The organism is uncultured Enterovirga sp. (assembly GCF_964242715.1).
Lineage (GTDB): Bacteria > Pseudomonadota > Alphaproteobacteria > Rhizobiales > Beijerinckiaceae > Enterovirga.
In genome coordinates this window covers 60211-79773 of record NZ_CAXTAZ010000018.1, presented here as the reverse complement: position 1 = coordinate 79773, position 19563 = coordinate 60211, and the positions used below count along the sequence as shown (strand labels likewise).

Below are 19563 nucleotides of genomic sequence, written 5' to 3'. Positions count from 1 at the left end.
TCGGGGCCGCCACACGCTGGTGAGTTTCGGCAGACTGGGTGGTGGTGGACGCAGTCCGTCGAAACCGGTCTCACCGGTCGAACTCCCTGTTAAACAGGGAAAATACAGGGTGGGCCGCGCCGTTTCGGGCCGCCTCAGCCGTGAATTGCCTGTTCGTCGAGACATTTACCTCACTTCGCCGTCGAAGCGAAACAGGGAGCTAACTTCTTGTTACAGGGAGGGGGAAGCACGGGGAGCGTTTCAAGGACGGTGATCTCACGCCACCTGTATGCGGGGCAGCCGGTCGTGGGTCACAGAGTTCGGCTTCTAAGAACGCTGGACGGTTAGATTTCGCAAATCCATTCCCCGGCGGATTCGGGCGCGCCTCCAAATTGCGTCCGTGTCAAGTCAAAATGCCCGGTGTTGTTGCAGCGCTGTACCACCCGAATTTTCGGCTTTCTCTCCTCCGGTTGCAGCAGCGATCCACCCTGGCTTTTTGCCATTTGGGGCTGACGCTCGCCCATCTATCTAGGACTCCCACTCAAGGGCGAATGCCCTGAACGTCCGGGAGCCTTTTCATGAAGCCTCATTTGATATCTCAGTCGCCAAAGGGCTCCGCAGAGCACCCGCGGCCGGGAGGAGGTGCTCCCGACGGGCAGAGGGTCGGGCATAAGTCTCCCCCGCTTCACACGCGGTTCACCGCGGGGAAGTCCGGCAATCCCAGCGGGCGCCCCAAGGGATCGAAGAACATCGCAAAGCAGCTCGAGGAGGAACTCAGCGAGCTTGTGAGGATCACGACCAACGGAGCCACCAGGAAGATCCCGAAAGGGCGGGCGCTGGTGAAAGCGTTGGTGACGACCGGTTTGCAGGGCGACGTTCGAGCTATCCTCGCCGTGTGCAACTTGATGGCCCGGATGCCCGAGGAAGGGTCGACCGAGCAGAAGCGACTTAGCCCGAACGACGTCAACATCCTGAAGGACTTCTTGAAGAGCCACGGGGTTGTAGACCCGAAGCTGGGGGACGAATGATGACCCCGCACCAGCTCCTGACGAGTATCTTGCGAACGGAGTTCTGGGCCTTCTTTCGAGCTTCATTTGAGTTTCTGGAGCCGGGAGGATCGCTCGTCCAGAACTGGCACTTGGAGGTGATTTGCGATGCTCTGAGCAAGTGTGAAGAAGGCCATTCAACGCGATTGCTGATGGCTTTGCCTCCTCGGTCGCTAAAATCGCTTATCACCTCAGTGATATTCCCCGTGTGGGCGCTCGGTCGCAATCAGAACCTACAGATCATCGCGGTCAGCTACAGCGAGCCCCTCGCGACGACGTTTGGACGGATGCGTCGCAAATTGATCGAGAGCGGCCTCTTTCGCGATACGTTTCCCGAGACCGCGGCCGCCATGGTCAGGGTGACTGATACCGAGATCGAGACGGTCACGGGAGGATCGATCTTCACGACTTCGGTCGGAGGGACGCTCACCGGACGCGGTGCCGACATGATGATCATCGATGACCCGCTCAAGGCAGAGGCGGCCGCGTCTGAGAAGGAGAGGTCATTCGTTAATCGTTGGTACCGGGGCACGGCCTACTCGCGTCTCAACCACAAGACCGAGAGCGTCATGATCATCGTTGCTCAGCGCACGCACGCGGACGACCTCATTGGTCATGTGGCCGAGCACGACGAATGGGATGAACTGGTTCTCCCTGCGATCGCGCCTGAAGACCTTGAGTTCGCGTACGGCAGCAAGACCTTCGTCTGGCATGAAGGTTCCACCCTGAACCCGGCTTATGAAAGCCTGGAGAGCCTCGCCAAGACGAGTCGCACGCTAGGGTCGGTCGCGTTCCAATCACAATATCTTCAGGATCCGCAGCCTGCCGGCGGAATGGTTGTGAAGCGAGAATGGTTCCAGGTCTATGATCCTGCTGCGGTTCGGCAGATGACGTTTGATGAGATTGTCATGAGCATAGACCCAGCGATTAGTGGCTCGGCGGCGAGCGACTATACCGCATGTACGGTCTGGGGTGCGTTGAACAATCATTACTACCTGCTGCACGTCTGGCGTGGACGGCTGCCCTATCCGGACCTCCTCCGTCAAATCCAGAGCCTCGCCGACGTGCATGCGCCGACGATCATCTTGATCGAAGCAGCGGGCGGGGGGCAGCAGATCGTTCAGAGCTTGAGCGCTGAAACAGCCCTGCCTGTCGTTCCGGTCAAGCCAGAAGGCGACAAGGAGAGCCGGCTGATTGGGGTGTCGGCGCTGATCGAGGGCGGACGCGTGCTGGTACCGCCCGACGCACCGTGGCTGGCCGACTATTTGGCCGAGCTCTGCAGCTTTCCCAATGCCAAGTTCGATGACCAGGTCGACTCGACCTCACAGGCCCTAGACAGGCTCCGGCAGCCCAAGAATCGGCTTCCAGAGTTCCGCCTCGTCAGCATTCAGAGCTCCTGGATAAAGCACCAAGACGAGCCTCGTCGGCTATTCAAATATTTGCCCTGAGGTAAGCGGAGGCATCGCCTTCAGAACGCAACCGCCTCCCTTTGCCCGCACTCTCGAGGAATTCCGCCCATGCGCAAGAAGCAGCCTCTTGAGCGCGGAGGTACATTGGTGGCCGGTCTGAAGGTGCGAGACCAGCGTCGCCGAAAGAAGCATGCCGGCGTAGGGGAGGCAGCTTCGGGGTCCTGGTCGCTGCACAACGACCTCCTGCCTCGTCTCCAACTCGCCGACCGCCCACTCTGCGAGCTCATCCTTCCGAAGCGCAACGTTCGCAAAAGCGAGGCAGGACATGTTCGCGAAGTCGCAAACGCGATCAGCGCTTTGGGGTTCACCGTCCCGGTGATCATCGACCAGCAAGGCAACGTGATCGACGGCGCGGTTCGGGTCGAAGCCGCAAAACTCCTCGGTCTGCCGCGGGTTCCCTGCATCCTGGCCGAGCACCTGACGGTGGTCGAACGCAGGGTCCTTCGGCTGGCCGCGAACCGGCTCGCGGAGAAGGGCACGTGGGACCTCGACGAGCTCAAGCTCGAACTTGAGGAGTTGATCCTCGAGGACGCCCCGATCGAGATCACGGGATTCGAGCTCAGCGAGATCGACGTGATCCTTGCGGACGAGGACGCCGAGGCCGTTGAAGAGGGTCCGCTCGCACCCGAGGAGGATGCGCAGGCGGTCAGCCGGGTGGGCGACGTGTTCCGGCTCGGGAGCCATCGCGTGGTGTGCGGGGACGCCACCCAGGCTGACGTGCTGCAAGCCCTTATGGCCGGTGATGTCGCCAGGATGGTGTTCACGGACCAGCCCTACAACCTCGCGATCGTCGGGCATGTGACGGGCGGTAAGCACCGCGAGTTCGCGATGGCGAGCGGCGAAATGAGCAAGGACGAGTTCGGTGCCTTCAACGCCGCCTGGATCGGGGCGGCCCTGGCTCACCTCATGGATGGAGGCTTGCTCGCGACCTTTATCGATTGGCGCGGGGTTGGTTCTGTGTCTGCGGCGGCCCTTGCGGCCGGTCTGGAGCAGCTGAACCTCATCGTTTGGGCAAAGACCAATGCCGGCATGGGGAGCCTGTACCGCTCCCAGCACGAGCTCCTGCCCCTGTTCAAGAAGGGAACGGACCCGCACGTGAACAACGTTGATCTCGGCCGGAAGGGCCGATGGAGGTCGAACCTGTGGACCTATGCGGGGGCCTCCAGCATGGGCTCCGACGCTCGCCAGGGTCTCCAGCACCACCCGACCGTGAAGCCGGTCGCCATGCTCGTGGACGCGCTCCAGGACGTGACACACCGGGGTGAGATCGTGCTCGACCCCTTCCTGGGCTCGGGCTCGACCCTCATTGCCGCTGAGAAGAGCGGACGAATCTGCCGCGGGATCGAGCTCGACCCGCTCTATGTCGACGTGATCGCCCACCGCTACGAGGAGGTCACCGGCCGGCCGGCCCTTCTGGAGAGTACAGGCGAGCCCTTCACGGCGTTGGCCAAGCGCCGGAAACGCGAGACCGACCCTGAGGCTTAGGGTTCCTCGCCTCTGTAGGTGGCGGCAAACCAGTCCATGACCTCGAGAAGGGCTCCCGAGCCGTCGGCCTTCGCAAGCGCGCTGAGCCGTATGGAGGGCCGTTTGTCGATAGCGCTCTCCGGAATGTCGATCCCAGGCACCTCGTTCAGCCTCCGTCGCAACTCCTCCCGCAGCGCCCGATCCGAAAACACCGGCCGGGTGAGCATGTACTCGAACGAGATCGACAAAAGCCCGTCGGTCCAGATCCGAAACGGGCCAGCCAGAGAGATCCCACCGCGAACGAGGACTGGCGTGAAGGAGCCGAAGCGCGGGTTCGTGTTGAACTCGACCCGGTCCGCCCGTTCTCGCGCCCAAGCGAGAAGGCGGCGAGCATAGGAGAGGCTGTCAGGATCGCCCGGGAGAGCCGTCGCGAGCGCGGCCAGGATGCTTGTCTCGTCCCACTCGCGTTTCGGGCCAGATATGGGACTGCCGCCCTTGCGCTGGATCGCTTCCTCGGTCTGTCCGAGAACGATGGGCACAAGGGTCTTGAGCCCCTGCCCCGCGAACTGACGAAGCTCCAGGGCTAGGACCTCGGCCGGCTGCATCTGCCGGTTCAGGAACTCGACGACCCGGCGCAGCTCAGGCGGAATCCGGTCAGCTACGAAGATGAGGCGAACCCGCCCGGCCAGCAGGTTCGTGCGCACCTTGCCCCAGAACGCCTCGGCGTCGATCGGACCCTCGGCGGACAGCAGCTTGGCCAGTACCGTCTCGACCTCGAACCCGTCCGCCTCGCAGCGTGCCCCGAAGCTGGCGCGAAGCTCTTCAACCGGCCAGTGCAGGACCGAGTTCGCGGCGTAGTCGAGCATCTGACCCACGACCTCGCGCCGAATCCGGGTATCCGTCGACCGCTTCACCTCGACCAGGGTCGGAATGCCATCCTGGTCGAGGAAGAGGTGGTCCACCGACCACCGGCCAGAGCCTCCTTCCTGATCCGAGATGGGCTGCTCGCGAGACACGAGCGCAAACCTGCGCGGGAACGACGTGTCGATCTGATCGCCGGCCAGAAGCTCGGGGAACGCCGCGAGCAGTTCCTGGAAGTCGTCCTCCGAGGCGAAGCTCGCCGGCTGCATGGCGACCAGCGTGTTCTGATCGGTGAGCACAAAAACCCCGGTCCCAGTCGTCATGCAGAGTGGCCTCGCTAACGGGAGACCGGTGTCGCTCTGGAGCCGAACTCAGTCCAGCGGATTATTCCACTCTGGGATATTTTGATGGCTGAGGCTGACCGCCCGGACAGCGTACCGGCCGAGCGGGCCTCGACCGTCCACAATCCCAAACTGGGATTATCCCGAAAACGTCTGACCTTCCGCATCGCTCCGGCCCGGGCGTATGCGCAAGACCCTTCACTCTCCAGATCACGCCCACATGATCGCCTCGCTGCGCCGGTTCCGCAAGGAAGCCGGATTAACGCAGCAGCAGGTCGCGGCACGTCTCGGAGTGCCGCAATCCTTCGTGGCCAAATACGAGCGCGGCGAGCGGCGGCTTGATGTGCTCGAATTCGTAGCCGTCGCGCGAGCGCTAGAGATGGAGCCGCGCGACCTCCTCAACGCCATCATCTGAGGTTCGATATCGGCGTCTACTTCCTGATCAGGCAAAAGACAGACGGGCAACATTTAGAGCGTCCGACGAACACGGTGTCCAGGACGCCATACCCCGCCCGTTAGTTTACTGAGATCACATCCGACTCTGCTGGATGGACGTGTCAGCGACCTCGCGGCACGTTCCAAAGGAGGGCCTGTCCTGGAGCCAGTGATAGGCAACGCCGAGCGTCATGCCCGGCTTTTGGAAGGGGTACCCGCTCCGGCCGCAGCCTGGACTAGCTGAAGATCAAGTGCGTCGAGAGCGATGGCTTCCTCCTTCGTCGCAGAGGTCGAGTTCCGGAGACAGCAAGTCCGGCACGCCTCCTACAAGGGGCTACGCTCAGGCGAGGGTTCGACAGAAGTGTTTCAGCGCTGATCGTACCCTTCCCTGCGCGAGAACGCTGCTCGTCATGGTTAACCGTCCGTTTACGCTCACTGGTCATCCCTGCCTTCGGCACAGGACGGATCACGATGGCAAACGAGTGGGGTCATGCGGAGCGAGACGCTGTCTGTCCGGTACCGCTCGAGAAGTTGGGGCAGTTACATAGGGCGGACCCGGAAGGGGTTCTGGCCCTCGTGGCCGAGATACCTGAGAGCGCGCTCGGATCAAGCTCGCGGTCTATTGCTACGGGCGAGCGCACCTTCGGGACGTGGGTCTCGCGATAGCCGAGCAATGCGACGAGACGCGGCTGGCCCAAATGGCCGGGATGATCGGGCAAGTGATGGCGGTCCAGTGCCGGGCTGCGGTCCGCACGTTCGGCTCGGATCGCGGAGACCGTGCGGTGTCGCGGCCCAAGATCAGCCTCGGCGGGAGCCGCTGACCCCGTTCGGGTAAATCCCGGTGCGAGTCGATTCCGCAATCATCGGATTCCCGGCTGCACGATGAAGTGGAATAAGCCATGGTCGAGCAAGCGCCGGTCGGAACATGGGCGCCAATCGACGCGGTGGATGCCAGCCCGTGTGGTGTCGGGATTGTGCCGACCGGCGATGGTGAGAAGGTTGCCTTGACGCTCCGCGAGGGCTGGGCCGGACGCGCCTCTTACTGGATGGAGGCACGGACGGCGCTGCAGCTAGGTAAAGAGCTTCTCGCCGCGGCCGAACACATTTTGGCTTCTGGATCCGACAAACCTCCCCAGGTGAACTGACACGCCGGTGACCCCGGCTCGGTCGTCCATCCGCGCTCGCCCGTCCAAAGGCGAGAAAGGCTCAGTCGTTGTCCCGTGCCGGCCGGCCCCAGGCGAATGCCGCCAGGCTCATACTCGTGACGCACACGAGCAGGCTGAGAACCGCAATTGACGCGAGCGCAAGAGACATATTCCACCTCCACCAAGGCGCACCACTTCCGGGCCGCACTCGCCTTGCCAGCAGGCGTACTTGCTGGAGTTCGTTGCGCGCGGCCACGTTCTAAGTTGGTATCGGATCAGACTGCCGGGTCACGACAATCTCCGCCACGCATCCTACAAGGGGCTACGCAGCCTTTCGGCCGCGGCCGGCGTCTTCGCAGCTGAGGCTTCGTCCAACTCGGCAAGCTCTTCTCGAGCCGCCCTCACAAGGTCGTACATAAAGTTCAGCCGCCGTAGCGCGCCTCTCGGGTGCACCAGCCGAGTCGCAGCCGATTTCTTCGCCAACGACGCCTCAAGTTTCTGCACTATCCGCGTTGACAGCCCTCGCGCGACTGTTAGCCTGCAAACAGTTAGCAGCCAGGAAGGCCTACATGCTCCGCATCGTCTCCATCGTCGGCGCCCTCGCATTGCTCGCCTCGACAGCGCTCGGCCAAACGAACGACCAGCCGATCACGATCGGCGTGTTGAACGACATGTCAGGCAATTTTGCGGACCAGAGCGGGCCCGGCTCAGTGGTCGCGGCGCGGCTTGCCGTCGAGGAGTTCGGTGGTCGCGTGCTCGGCCGGGAGATCAAGATCATTGGAGGCGATCACCAGAACAAGCCGGACGTGGCATCCGCGCTAGCCCGGCGCTGGTACGACACCCAGGGGGTCGATTTGATCGTTGATACGCCGAATTCCGGAACGGCGCTCGCCGTCCAGCAAGTCGCGAACGAGCGCGGCAAGATCAACATCGTGACGACCGCGGGTTCGGTGCAACTGACCGGCAAGAGCTGCTCGGCGACTGGCTTCCACTGGGTATGGGACACCTATTCGAATTCCGCGGGCCTCGTGAAGGCCCTCGCTAAGGCGAAGATCGAAAGCTGGTACTTCATCACCGCCGACTACGCCTTCGGCCACGCGCTCGAGACGGATTTCCGGAAAGCCATCGAGGCGACCGGCGGCAAGGTCGTGGGCGGCGCGCGCCATCCCGTCGGCAACATGGATTTCAGCTCCCTGCTTCTGTCGGCTCAGACCTCGGGCGCAAAAGCGATCGTGGTCGCGAATGGTGGCAACGACATCGTCAACACGCTGAAGACGGCGAACGAGTTCGGCCTGCCCGCCTCGGGCATACGGTTCGTCGCTCCCGCGACGTTCCTGACCGACGTGAAGAGCATGGGGCTCGACGTCGCTAATGGACTGACCTTCGTGGATGGCTTCTATTGGGACCTCGACGATGCAAGCCGGCGCTTTGGCAAGGCCTTCTTCGACCGCCATAGCGCGATGCCAACCATGGGCCAGGCGGGCGCGTATTCGGCCGTCCGCCACTATCTTGCAGCAGTGAAAGCTGCAGGCACGACCGATCCCCAGCAGGTCGCTCGCAAGATGCGCGAGATGCCGGTGCAGGACGACGTCATCCGAAACGGCAAACTTCGCGCCGATGGCAGACTTGTCCATGACATGTATCTCGCCGAGGTCAAGAAGCCGGCGGAATCGAAAGGTCCCTGGGATCTCGAACACATCCACGAAACGCTGAACGGGGATGATGTGTTCAGGCCGCTTAGCGAGAGCGACTGTCCGCTGCTGAAGCGCTGACCGGCCGATCGCGGTAATCTGGCGTGAGGCGGTCATGAACCCGGCCCGGGCCGAGACGGCCGGGAGGCTGATGGCGGAAGGCGAGCACGTCGGCGGTGCCCTCGTGGTCCCCATGCGGTTCGGCCTGGAGGATCGGCCTGGGCCGACCGAGAGCGTGTTGTTTGGGCTGCAGCACGTCCTGATCATGTTTACAGCGATGATCGCGTCACCGCTCATCATCGGCCAGACGTTAGACCTACCCCCAGGTCTTCGGGGAAGCCTCGTGACCGGCGTCATGCTGGGTTGCGGCCTCGGCACGTTGATCTCGGCCTTCGGCGTGTTCGGCATTGGTGCCCGGCTGCCGCTTCTGCTCGGGGCCTACACGGCCTTCATCGGGCCTGTCGTTGCGATCACGAGGGCCGAAGGACCGGCCGCGGCGGCGGGGGCGATGATGACCGGCGGGTTTGTTCTCGTCGCGGTGAGCCCTGCGCTAGCTCGCCTGCGCCCGGCCTTCCCGCCGCTAGTAATCGGGGCGCTCCTGGTCATCACGGGCCAGACCTTGCTCAAGATAGCGGTCACGGTCGGGCTCGGTCTGAACACGCCGTATTTCGGGTCGGCGTTGCCTGCCGGTTTTCTGGTCGCCAGCGTCGTCCTGATTGCAGCCGTGACCATGATGACAAAGGGTCTGCTTCGTTCCCTCTCGATCTTCCTGTCGCTGGGCGTTGTCTACGCTGCCGCCGTCACGCTCGGGCTCGGGCGATTTCAGCCCGTGCTCGATGCACCCTGGTTCAGGTTCCCGTCGCTACTGCCTTTCGGCTTGGACTGGCCGAGCTGGGGCGCCCTGTCCACCGTGCTAATCTATTACCTTGTGACGGCGATCTACACGATGAGCATCGCGCTCGCGGTCTGCGCAATGCTGGGCGTCGACAGCAGCCACGAGCGGATCAGGGGTGCGGTCGCGGGCGACGGGGCGGGTTCGGTCCTCGCGGTCCTGTTCGGCGGCGTGCCGCTGATCTCGTACGACCAGAATGTCGGGGCCATCTCGCTGACAGGCGTCGCGAGCCGTTTCGTGATCGCGACCTCGGGCGCCATCCTCGTCGTGATGGCCTTCGTGCCAAAATTCGCGGCCGCGATTGGCCTGATCCCACCGTTCGTCCTCGGCGGCACGCTGGTCTTCATGTTCGGTATGATCGTCGTGGTCGGCATCCGAATGCTGGCGGAGGTCGCGACCTCAATCCGAGATGTGCTCATCCTCGCGGCCTCGATTGGGCTGAGCGGAGCAGTCAACTTCGCGCCTCCCGGCGCCCTCGAATTTCTGCCACCGGCTGCCAGGATCCTTGCCCTCGACGGGATCGTGGTCGGGACGCTCGCCGCCATCCTACTGAACCTGCTCATCCCGAACGGCCCGAGCGAGTCTCGACTCGCCGCGTCGACGTCGGCGACGAGAGGGCGATAAAAGGAGGCCAGCGACGACCCGTCGCCGGAGCGTGAGGAGGTCGCGTTTCCGGAATCGGGGGGCGAACATTGTAGGTTGTCGTCAATTCACGATGCAAGCCGTGAGCCGATGATGTCAGGCCGGGACTGATGCCAGTGCATTCTGCGACATCCATCATCTCACCCTCGCCACTGGCCGACCGCTGGAACGCGTTCGTGGCTCGCTCGGAGCCCGGCCCTGTGCGTGCCGCCGGGCCGCTCGCCGGATTGCGGCTCACGATCAAGGACAACATATCCGTCACGGGCCAGCCTTTCACGGCGGGTCATCTCCTATTTGCTGACCGACGGGGAGATGGTGACGCCGAAGCGGTGCGGCGCCTGACCACGGCCGGAGCGCAGTTCGTTGGCATGACGCGGACGGATGCCGGCGGGTTCGGCGTCATGACGCTGGACGTGGCCAATCCCGTTGATCCCGATCGGGTAGTGGGCGGTTCGTCAGGCGGAGGGGCCGCCGCCATCGCTGCCGGCATGGCTGACGTTGCCCTCGGGACGGACACGGGCGGCAGTGTCCGGATCCCGGCCGCCTGCTGCGGTCTCTATGGTTTCAAGCCTGGCCGGGGCGAGGTGCCGACCGACGGGGTCTGGCCGCTCTCGCCCGAATTCGATGAAGTCGGTCTGATGGCATCCGACCTCGGCATCCTCGCGCGTGCTGCCGACGTCCTTCTCGACAGGAAGCCGAGGGACGCAAGGCCGCTTCTCCGGGTGGCAGTCAATTTGGCTCATGCCGAAGGGTGGCAGACGGAAGTCCGCTCGACCTTCTTCGGAGCGGTCGAGACACTTCGGACGTCAGGCTTGGTGATCGTGCCGGTGTCGCTCCCGGATTGGCAACGCGCGACGACGGCGCATGGAACGCTCGTGCTCCGAGACGCCGCGACGATCTATGCGGACGTCTGGCCGAAGCATGCGGAAAGGCTCGGTCCGGCTGCACAGCGGGCGCTTCACGCGGCCGCGGAACTGACGACGAGTCAGGTCCAAAGCGCCGAGATCGAGGCGGTACAAATCAAGGACGAGGTCTCTCGGGTGCTCGAAACATGCGACGCCATCCTCGGCCCAACGCTCCCCATCGCGGTTCCCCGGCGGGACCAGCGCCGCGTTCAGCTGGATGGGCGGCCCGTCTCCGTCCACACGGCCATCCTCGCCGAAACCTGCCTCGCCAACCTCGCGGGGCTTCCAGCGCTCGCGGGGCCGGCAGGCCGCAACGCCACGGATGCGATCCCCCTCAGCTTTCAGCTGATCGCGACGCAGAGCAACAGCGCCGCACTCATTCCTTGGATGAGGGCCCTGATGTCGGTCCTCCAGCGCTAAGCATCCGACGTTAGAAGGCGAAGGAGTTCCATCAGGTTGTCCCGCTGCTCCCGTTGGAGCGGCTTCAAGGTGGCCTCGGTTATCGACGCGCCGATGCGGACGGCTTCCGCGGTGACCTCGCTGCCACGCTCGGTCAACTGCACCATACGCCGGCTCCGGTGTGTCTCGTCGGCCGTCGAGACCACGAAACCGCGAACCTGAAGGCGGTCGATCACGCCCTTGATGGTCGGGGCATCGAGCGCGATCAACCGTCCGAGCTTGTTATGCGAGCAAGGGCCGATTTCGAGGAGCTTCGCCAAGGTGGCGAACTGCGTCTGCGTAATGCCTTCGATCATCATGGAGGTGAAGATCGAGGTGTGCCGCTGGACGGCGACCCGCAGCAGGTACCCCACCTGCTCGTTGACCACGTAGCCGACCGACCGTGAGCGACCGCGCTGGATCGCTGGGCGCAGAGTCAAGCTTCCATCCTCCGGCCGTGTCTCGGAATCCGACCGCGTCAGCAGCTTCGACATCTTGTTTTGCCTTGCAGGTCAGGCGCTTCGCTCGTGCCGAACCAGCGCGGCGCCAGATGTCACTGACCACTTGAAGGCCCGGGAGCAACCGACGGGGCGGGCTTGTGCGCCCGCATATCTGCCCGACGCGAACGTCCGTGTCGACGGCATGAGCCGTGCCGGACGTGCGCCCGCCTCGGTCCGGCCGGCGACGCGGACCCTTACACGGACCAGCAGCACGGCGCTCGTATCGCCCGCAGCGCTATGCCGCTCGGAGCGTTCGCATCCTGTGACCTGCAACGCCGTACCTGCAGGGCTCAACACTGATGCCGACGAGATGATCCGATAATGTCGATCCTCAGCGGTCCCGCGCGCGGTCCATCAGCGATTTTTCTTGTCCGCCATCGACCTCAATCATCGTGCCGTTCACGTAATGCATGAGCGGCGAGGCCAGCATCGTGACGAGGTTCGCGACTTCCTCGACTTCCGCGATCCGGCCCATCGGGATCGAGGCGGGAGCCAAGGTGTCGGCATCCTCGTAGGACAGGTTCATGTCGCGGGCCATGGCGCCGACGAGCCCGGCCCATCGCTCCGTCCGGACCGGCCCGGGATTGACGGCCACGAAGCTGATCCCATTGCGCCCGTATTGCCCGGCAAGCGCCAGCGTCAGGTTGTGACCGGCAGCGTTCGCCGCGCCGGGCGCGATCTCCCAATACGAGGGCTTCACCCCGTCGTTGCCGATCAGGTTCACGACTCGTCCGCCGCCCTGCTCGACCATGATCGGGAGCGCATAGCGCAGGCAGCGCACGTAGCCCATGAATTTGAGCTGCAGCGCTTGCGTCCAGTCCGCCTCCGTCAGGTGTTCGATGACGCCACCCGGCGCCGAACCGGCGTTGTTGATCATGATGTCGATGCGGCCGAGGGCCTCATGCGCCTTGTGGATGAAGGTCCTCGCGTCCTCGTCTTTGGTCAGGTCGGCCGGGATGGCGACGACCTTGCGTCCGGTCTCCTTCGAGATCGCGTCGGCGGTCGCCTTCAAAGGTTCGGCCCGGCGGGCGCAAATCGCGACGTCGGCGCCTTCACGCGTCAGGGCTTCCGCAATGGCCTTGCCGATGCCTTCGCTGCCGCCGGTGATGAGAGCGGTCTTTCCGGTGAGTTGAAGATCCATGCGGGTACTCCTTGTTCATGATCGGGTTGAAGGGGAACACGTCGGACTGAGCCTCGAGCCGTTCGAATGCGTCATCAGAGAAGAGAGATTCGAGGAAGACGAGCGCGTGGGGTGTGTGGACCTAGGCCCCCACGAAGCGCGGCGGACGCCGCTCTGCAAAGGCTGCGCGTCCCTCGACATAGTCGTCGCTGCGATCGGCCGCGAGGACGGCATCGACTGCCTGCCCGAACAGGGCCGGGTCGGATTCCGGCCTCACGGCTCGCAAGGCGAGCTTCGCGGCCCGCAGAGTCAGGGGCGCATTGGCCTCGATCCGACCGAGGATCGCCTCGGCTGTGGCTTCGAGATCCTCGGCAGGCGCGATCTCGTGCACGCCGCCCAACTGATGGGCGCGTTCCGCGCCGATCCGTCCGGCGGTGTAGAGGAGCGTGGTGGTCGCGGGGCCGCCGAAGGTCCGAACGAAGCGTTTCACGCCGCGCGGATCATAGCCGAGACCGAGCCTGCCCGCTGGGACCGCGAAGAAGGCGTCCGAAGCCGCGAGCCGGAGGTCGCAGCTCGCGGCGAGAGACGAACCGGCTCCGAGGCAAGCCCCGTAGATCATCGCCACGACCGGCTGCGGGATGGCTTCGATGGCCCGGCATGTCGTCTCGACGAGATCGTCGTAATAATGCGGGTCGCTCGCGTTTCGGTGGTCGGCGAAGTCGGTGATGTCGGCCCCGGCCGAGAATGCGCGTTCGCCTTCGCCCCGGAGGACGACCGAATAGATGTCGGAACGGGCAGAGACCTCCGCCGAAAAGGCCGCAAGCGCGCGCCACATGCCGACCGAGACCGCGTTCCGGCGCGACGGGTTGCTCAGGCGAACCACTGCGCGGCGTCCCGCATATTCAATCAGGACTGTTGAGGAGCCAGGCATGACCATGGTTCAGCGACCCAGCTTGTGCACGAGCCAGTGGCCCGACTCGGCTGCGCCAAACAGCTCGGAAAGTGCATCGTTGAACGCGGCCGGTTCCTCGCTGGTAACGGTGTGGCCGCAGCGCGGGAGGATGGCGAGCGCGGCGGTCGGAACGGTTCGCTTCAGGAAAAGGCTGCCGTCCAGGCAGGGCTCGTCCTCGTCACCCACGATCACGAGGAGCGGAACCGAGAAGGTCCGCAACGCGTCCTCGAGTTCCCACAAAGTCGGACGTTTCAGCTGAAGGTTGAGCATCGTGAGGGCAGAGCCGAGACCGGAATGTTCGCCGAGCCAGCGCGCAAATTCCGCAAATCCTCGAGGGTCCTTGGCCTCATAGGCGTTCCGCATCGGGAAGCGGGCATAAGCGAATGCCGCGGCCTCGATCGGCTCTTCGCGGAACATCCGAGCGATATCCTCGCAGAGCTGGATGGATGCGTCGCGGTCGGCCGGCTTGGATCCCCATCCGCAGCCGGCGGCCACGACGGACATGCAGCGACCTGGATTGTGAAGCCCGACATGAAGCGCCGTGTACGCCCCCATGGAATGACCGACGACATGCGCCCGTTCGATCCCGAGGCCATCCAGAACCTCGATCACGTCGGTCCGGAAACGGTCCTGGCTATAGCGCGCCGGATCGGTGGGGACGTCCGACGGTAGATAACCGCGCTGGCTGAAGGTGATGCAGCGATGCGCCCGGGCGAAGTAGCGCATCTGTGGCTCCCAAGTCCGATGGTCGCCGGCGAATTCATGCACGAACAAGACGGGCGTCCCCGTGCCGGTCTCCTCGTAGTGGAGTCTCACCCCGTCCGATGTCAGGATCTCTGGCATGAGGCGTTCACGAGCCGTATCTGTTAGTGCACTAACAGTCTGAGGGACTTGCCATCCGAATGCAACCCCCCTCTCGCCTACGCCGGGAGCCTTTTCGCCGAAGGGCTGACGTTAAGACAGGAGCCGTCGGTCGGTCGCGCTCGAAGCCCCTCCCGGCACATTGACACAAGCGACTTGCTTGTTAGCATACTAACAACGAGAGGGCGCGGACGTCTTGGAGAGGCAGCCGTATGACCAACACGTCGGATCGGGCCGAAACGGGGCCTGGGCTCGCCGGCATGAGCGAGAACGGACAGGCCGGAGAAGGCATCGGAGCCAGGGTTCTCCGAAAGGAAGATGTCCGTCATGTCCATGGGCGCGGCCAGTTCGTCGGTGACCTGTCGATGCCGGGACTTAGCGAAGTCGCCTTCGTGCGCTCTCCCGTCGCACATGGCCGTCTTCTCGCTGTGGGCAAGCCCCTCGGCCAGGAGCGCCGCGTAATCGTCCGGGAGGACATGGCCAGCGTGAAGGCGATCCGGTCCAGGATCACCGCGCCGACCTTCAAGGTTTCGGAACAGAACCCGCTCGCGCACGGCAAGGTCCGCTTCGTGGGAGAGCCGATTGCCGCTTGCTTCGCGCCCACGCGCGCCGCTGCCGAAGACCTTGCCGAGAGCGTTACGATCGACATCGAGGAGCTGCCGGCGGTGATGGACGCCATGGCGGCCCGCACCGGGGTGGCTGTGCCGCTCCACGAAGAATGGGGCGACAGCCTCTTCCTGACGACCTCCGCCGACACAGGTATTGAGGAGGTCGCCCGGACGGCACCGGTCGTCGTCACGCGGGACTACCGGCTATCCCGACAGGTCATGAACCCGCTCGAGGGCAAGGCTATCCTGGCCCACTGGGACGAGCGAGCGGGTCAGCTGGTTATCTACCTGTCGACGCAGATCCCGCACATGATGCGCACGGCGTTCGCCGAGCATCTCGGGATCGAGCAGGAAAAGATCCGAGTCATCGCGCCGGATGTGGGTGGCGGGTTCGGATACAAATGCGTTCTGCACCCAGAAGAGCTCTGCATCGCCTGGCTCGCCTGGACCCGGAAAAGGCCGTTTCGTTGGATCGAGGACCGTCGAGAACACCTGGTCGGCGGCGCGAACTGTAGGGAACATTATTACCGGGTCACGGCCTACGCCGATCGGCGCGGAAAGCTGCTCGGTCTCGATGCCGAGATCACGATCGATGCCGGCGCCTATTCGGTCTGGCCGTTCACGGCCTGCCTCGAAGGCACGATGGCGGGCGGGCACCTGCCGGGTCCCTATGTGGTCGGCGCCTATCGTGCGCGGACCTTTACGGTTGCGACCAACAAGCCGTCCATCGTTCCCTATCGAGGCGTGGCCCGGACCGGGATCTGCTTCGCAATGGAACTGACGATCGACGCTCTCGCTCGCGAGGTCGGACGCGAGCCGGCCGATGTGCGCCGCGAGAACCTCGTTCCTGCCTCCCTGATGCCCTACACGAATCCGACCGGCAAAGTGTATGACAGCGGCGACTATGCCCGCAGCCTCGACTTGGCCGTCGAGCGCATCGGCGTCCCGGCATTTCGGGAGCGGCAGGCCGCGGCCCGTGCGGAGGGCCGCCTGATCGGCGTCGGTTTCGCGAACTACATTGAAATGACCGCCCATGGAATGATGATGTTCGCTGCGGCCGGGCTCCCCTTCGTGCCGGGCTATGAGCAGGCGCTCGTCAGGTTCACCCCCGACGGCGGGCTGGAACTCCGGGTCGGCGTGCAATCGCACGGCCAGGGCATGGAAACGTCCCTTGCCCAGATTGCCCATGAGATCCTGGGTGTACCGGTGGCCAGGATAGCCGTCGTGCACGGCGACACCGCCATGACGCCGTATTCGACCGGAACCTACGCGTCGCGCTCGATCACGATGGCCGGGGGCGCCGTTTCCCGGGCCTGCAAGGCCTTGGCGGAGCGGCTGGTCCAAATCGGAGCCCACCTGCTGCAATGCAGGACGGACCAGATCCGGCTGTCGGCCGGACGTCTGTTGGGTCCATCGGGCGATATCGGCGTGATGGAGGTCGCCACCATCTGGTATCTCACGCCGCAACTGCTTCCGCCCGGAGTGCATCCCGGCGGGATGGAGGTCACGGAGAGCTTTCGGCCCAAGGTCGATACAGGCCAATACAGCTATGGCACCCATGCCGCGGTTGTGGCTGTGGACGCTGAGTTCGGCCGCGTCGAAATCCTGGATTACGTCATCGTCGAAGATTGCGGGACCATGGTGAACCCCATGATCGTAGAGGGGCAGACCTACGGAGGCTTCGCGCAGGGGCTCGGTACCGCGCTGTTCGAAGAAGCCAGGTACGACGCGGGCGGCCAGCCGCTGACATCGACGCTCGCCGATTACCTTCTGCCGGGCGCGGCGGAGATGCCGCGGGTCGAGATGCTGCATACAGAGACGCCTTCACCAAATACCGAGTTCGGGATCAAAGGCGTGGGCGAGGGAGGCGCGATCCCGCCGCCCGCGGCGATCTTCAATGCCGTGAACGATGCGCTTCGCTCGTTGTCGGTTGAAGTTAGTGAAACCCCGCTCTCGCCCCGACGCTTGCTTTCGGCTCTCGCGGCCGGGCGGGCCTCTGTCATAGGCGGCGCCTCGTGAAGGCTGCCGCCTTCGAATACGTTCGGCCGGCCGGACTGAAGGATGCCCTTGCGATCCTAGCCGAGGGAAGAGGCTCCGCACGGCCGATCGCTGGCGGGCAGTCGCTCGGCCCGATGCTGAACCTTCGCCTCGTCCGTCCGGACATGCTGGTCGACATCGCCCGGCTTCACGAACTGTCCCGGGTCGAGGATCTCGGGCAGAGCTGGCTGGTCGGAGCGGCCATCACTCATGCCGCGCTCGAGGACGGGACGACGCTGGTCGGGCCAGGAGGCATGATCTCGCATGTCGCTCGCGGAATTGCCTACAGGGCTGTGCGCAACCGCGGCACCGTCGGAGGAGGCCTCGCCCATGCCGATTCTGCCGCCGACTGGCCGCTAGCCTTCGGCGCGCTTGGAGCGATCGTCCATGTGGCCAGCGCATCGGGCGAGCGTCGGGTTCCGATCGCCTCACTGATCACTGGTCCGTTCGAGACGGTACTCCGGGATGGCGAGCTCATCACCGGTGTCGAGATCCCAAAACCGAGCGCACGGGCTCGGTGGGGATATTACAAGGTCTGCCGGAAGGTGGGCGAATTTCCGGACGCGAGCGCCGCCGTTGTGTTGGACCCCGATCGAGGATGGGGCACGGCCATCCTGGGCGCCCTCAGCGGCCCCCCTCGGGCGATCCCTGATGTCGCGAGCCGCATGGCCTCTGGTGGGGAGCGGCCGAGTCGCGATGTGCTCGCCGATGCGGTTGCGACTGCCGCACCGGAGCTCGATGAGGTAGCCCGCCATCTCTATGTCGGTGCCCTCTGCCGAGCTGTCGCGCAGGCTTGCCACGCATGACAAATGTATCTCTGGTGCTGAACGGCGAGCCGATGCAGGTCGAGGTCGAGCCTCGAACGAGCCTGGCCGACTTTCTGCGGACATCGCAAAGCCTGACTGGCACCCATCTCGGTTGTGAGCACGGTGTTTGCGGGGCCTGCACAATCCTCCTCGATGGAGCACCAGTCCGATCGTGCATTATGTACGCGGTCCAGACGGACGGGCGAGACATCCGCACGATCGAGAGCTTCGACGACGACCCTATCATGTCGGAGCTTCGGGAAGCTTTCACACGCGAACATGCGCTGCAATGTGGCTTCTGCACGCCCGGCATGCTCGTTGCGGCCCGGGACATAGTCATTCGGCTCGGAGACCCGGGGGAACAGCGCGTCCGCGAGGAGCTCGCCGGCAACTTGTGCCGATGCACGGGCTATGTCGGCATCGTGCGCGCGATCCGTGAGGTCGGAGCCGGCATGGCGAAGCGAGGCATCCCGACCGCGCCGGTCCAGTCCGGGGCAGGTCCCCGGTCCATCACGGTTTCGGACCAGCTGACCCTAGACGCGTTCGCCACTGTCACTGCGTCCGCCGGTCAAGGTAAGGTTTTGGCAGGTGCAGCGAAGAGGGCCTCGCACACCGCGCGCCCGGAAATATCGGGAGGTATCGAGGTCCGTCAGCACGTCAATGTACCGCATGACGCTTCGGCGGTGTGGGACATGCTCGGAGACGTCCGGGCGGTGGCCGAGATGCTACCCGGCGCCGAGCTGATTAGTTCGGATGCAGAGGGGCTGACCGGGCGCGTCCATATGAAGATTGGTCCGATTAAATCCCTATTTTCCGGTCGAGCAATCTATGAGCGCGACGATGGGGCGCGAACCGGGACGGTGTCAGGGGAAGGGCAGGACAGCCTGTCCGGATCGCGGGTGGCGGCCAAGCTCGAGTTCAGCGTGACCACACCCGAGATGAACATAAGCCGCCTCAGTATCTCGCTTACCTATAGCTTGAAAGGACCGCTCGCGCAGTTCTCTCGATCATCAGTGGCTGAGGAGTTCGTGCGGCGCCTACTGCAAACCTTCGCCCTAAACCTGACGTCCCGATTGTCTGGTAGTGGCACGACCGAGGTCGTCCCGTCGGTGACCGAGTTGCACCTTGGCCGAATAGCCTTGTCGACGCTAGCGGCTACCATCCGCCGTTGGTTCAGACGGCGCCGACCGGACTAGGCGTGTTGGGCAGGACAGTCCCGGCAGGTCGCGCGCTTTCGCTTGGTCGCGATTGAGCCGGAACGGGACCAACGCTACGCTCGAGGCGGTCGCGAACGAGTTCGTTGTTCTTCCTTGCAGTCTCGATCAGGCGCGCGGGGGCGGCGACTAGAGACCGGGCATGTTGTGTTGAGAC

16 protein-coding genes and 1 pseudogene are annotated in these 19563 nt (G+C 64.2%); 12 read left to right on the top strand and 5 right to left on the bottom strand.

Features of this window, described 5'->3' with window-relative positions; genetic code table 11:
* Positions 1-557: 557 nt before the first annotated feature.
* From ACFE87_RS11340 to ACFE87_RS11330, 3 genes are all read left to right on the top strand, one after another.
* Positions 558-1007, top strand: a complete 450-nt coding sequence (locus ACFE87_RS11340) for a DUF5681 domain-containing protein (RefSeq protein ID WP_375459738.1) — start codon at positions 558-560, stop codon at positions 1005-1007.
* The gene (terL, locus tag ACFE87_RS11335) at positions 1007-2473 is read left to right on the top strand and encodes a phage terminase large subunit (RefSeq protein WP_375459737.1); all 1467 of its coding nucleotides are present in this window, start codon (positions 1007-1009) and stop codon (positions 2471-2473) included. The genes ACFE87_RS11340 and terL overlap by 1 nt, the downstream gene beginning before the upstream one ends.
* 108 nt (positions 2474-2581) lie before the next feature.
* Positions 2582-3979: a site-specific DNA-methyltransferase gene (locus ACFE87_RS11330; RefSeq protein WP_375459736.1), complete on the top strand. Its 1398-nt coding sequence runs from the start codon at positions 2582-2584 to the stop codon at positions 3977-3979.
* Here the strand turns inward: ACFE87_RS11330 and ACFE87_RS11325 are convergent.
* Positions 3976-5142, bottom strand: a complete 1167-nt coding sequence (locus tag ACFE87_RS11325) for a hypothetical protein (RefSeq protein ID WP_375459735.1) — start codon at positions 5140-5142, stop codon at positions 3976-3978. The genes ACFE87_RS11330 and ACFE87_RS11325 overlap by 4 nt on opposite strands.
* 202 nt (positions 5143-5344) lie before the next feature.
* Here ACFE87_RS11325 and ACFE87_RS11320 point away from each other — a divergent pair, with 202 nt between their 5' ends.
* The 5 genes from ACFE87_RS11320 to ACFE87_RS11300 all read left to right on the top strand — a co-directional run bounded on the left by ACFE87_RS11320 (position 5345) and on the right by ACFE87_RS11300 (position 11290).
* Positions 5345-5575, top strand: coding sequence for a helix-turn-helix domain-containing protein (locus ACFE87_RS11320; RefSeq protein WP_375459734.1), 231 nt, complete (start codon positions 5345-5347; stop codon positions 5573-5575).
* A 919-nt stretch (positions 5576-6494) separates the two neighbouring features.
* The gene (locus ACFE87_RS11315; protein WP_375459733.1) at positions 6495-6740 is read left to right on the top strand and encodes a hypothetical protein; all 246 of its coding nucleotides are present in this window, start codon (positions 6495-6497) and stop codon (positions 6738-6740) included.
* Between the two features lie 569 nt (positions 6741-7309).
* Positions 7310-8512 carry an ABC transporter substrate-binding protein gene (locus ACFE87_RS11310; protein ID WP_375459732.1) on the top strand — a complete coding sequence of 401 codons (1203 nt, stop codon included), beginning with the start codon at positions 7310-7312 and terminating at the stop codon, positions 8510-8512.
* A gap of 34 nt (positions 8513-8546) precedes the next feature.
* Entirely contained in the window at positions 8547-9947 is a 1401-nt protein-coding gene (locus ACFE87_RS11305) for a uracil-xanthine permease family protein (protein ID WP_375459731.1), read from the top strand.
* 128 nt (positions 9948-10075) lie between these two features.
* Complete coding sequence (locus ACFE87_RS11300) at positions 10076-11290, top strand: amidase (protein WP_375459730.1); 1215 nt, start codon at positions 10076-10078, stop codon at positions 11288-11290.
* Here ACFE87_RS11300 and ACFE87_RS11295 read toward each other — a convergent pair.
* The 4 genes from ACFE87_RS11295 to ACFE87_RS11280 form a co-directional block, all read right to left on the bottom strand.
* Positions 11287-11697, bottom strand: coding sequence for a MarR family winged helix-turn-helix transcriptional regulator (locus tag ACFE87_RS11295; RefSeq protein WP_375459729.1), 411 nt, complete (start codon positions 11695-11697; stop codon positions 11287-11289). The genes ACFE87_RS11300 and ACFE87_RS11295 overlap by 4 nt on opposite strands.
* Positions 11698-12139: 442 nt before the next feature.
* On the bottom strand, positions 12140-12949 hold the full coding sequence (locus tag ACFE87_RS11290) for an SDR family NAD(P)-dependent oxidoreductase (protein WP_375459728.1): 810 nt from the start codon (positions 12947-12949) through the stop codon (positions 12140-12142).
* A gap of 121 nt (positions 12950-13070) precedes the next feature.
* Positions 13071-13811: an enoyl-CoA hydratase-related protein gene (locus tag ACFE87_RS11285; RefSeq protein ID WP_375459727.1), complete on the bottom strand. Its 741-nt coding sequence runs from the start codon at positions 13809-13811 to the stop codon at positions 13071-13073.
* A gap of 57 nt (positions 13812-13868) precedes the next feature.
* Positions 13869-14723, bottom strand: coding sequence for an alpha/beta fold hydrolase (locus ACFE87_RS11280; RefSeq protein WP_375459726.1), 855 nt, complete (start codon positions 14721-14723; stop codon positions 13869-13871).
* 230 nt (positions 14724-14953) lie between these two features.
* On the opposite strand from ACFE87_RS11280, the gene ACFE87_RS11275 reads away from it, so the two are divergent.
* From ACFE87_RS11275 to ACFE87_RS11260, 4 genes and pseudogenes are all read left to right on the top strand, one after another.
* Positions 14954-17368, top strand: a complete 2415-nt coding sequence (locus tag ACFE87_RS11275) for a xanthine dehydrogenase family protein molybdopterin-binding subunit (protein WP_375459725.1) — start codon at positions 14954-14956, stop codon at positions 17366-17368.
* Positions 17365-18192: an FAD binding domain-containing protein gene (locus ACFE87_RS11270; protein ID WP_375459724.1), complete on the top strand. Its 828-nt coding sequence runs from the start codon at positions 17365-17367 to the stop codon at positions 18190-18192. Before ACFE87_RS11275 ends, ACFE87_RS11270 begins: the two co-directional genes overlap by 4 nt.
* A pseudogene (locus tag ACFE87_RS11265) lies at positions 18189-18356 on the top strand (2Fe-2S iron-sulfur cluster-binding protein); the annotation flags it as partial. The gene ACFE87_RS11270 and the pseudogene ACFE87_RS11265, both read left to right, overlap by 4 nt.
* Positions 18357-18371: 15 nt before the next feature.
* Positions 18372-19388 (top strand): 2Fe-2S iron-sulfur cluster-binding protein, encoded by a 1017-nt coding sequence (locus tag ACFE87_RS11260; protein WP_375459740.1) that lies wholly within the window; start codon positions 18372-18374, stop codon positions 19386-19388.
* The last annotated feature ends 175 nt before the right edge of the window (positions 19389-19563 follow it).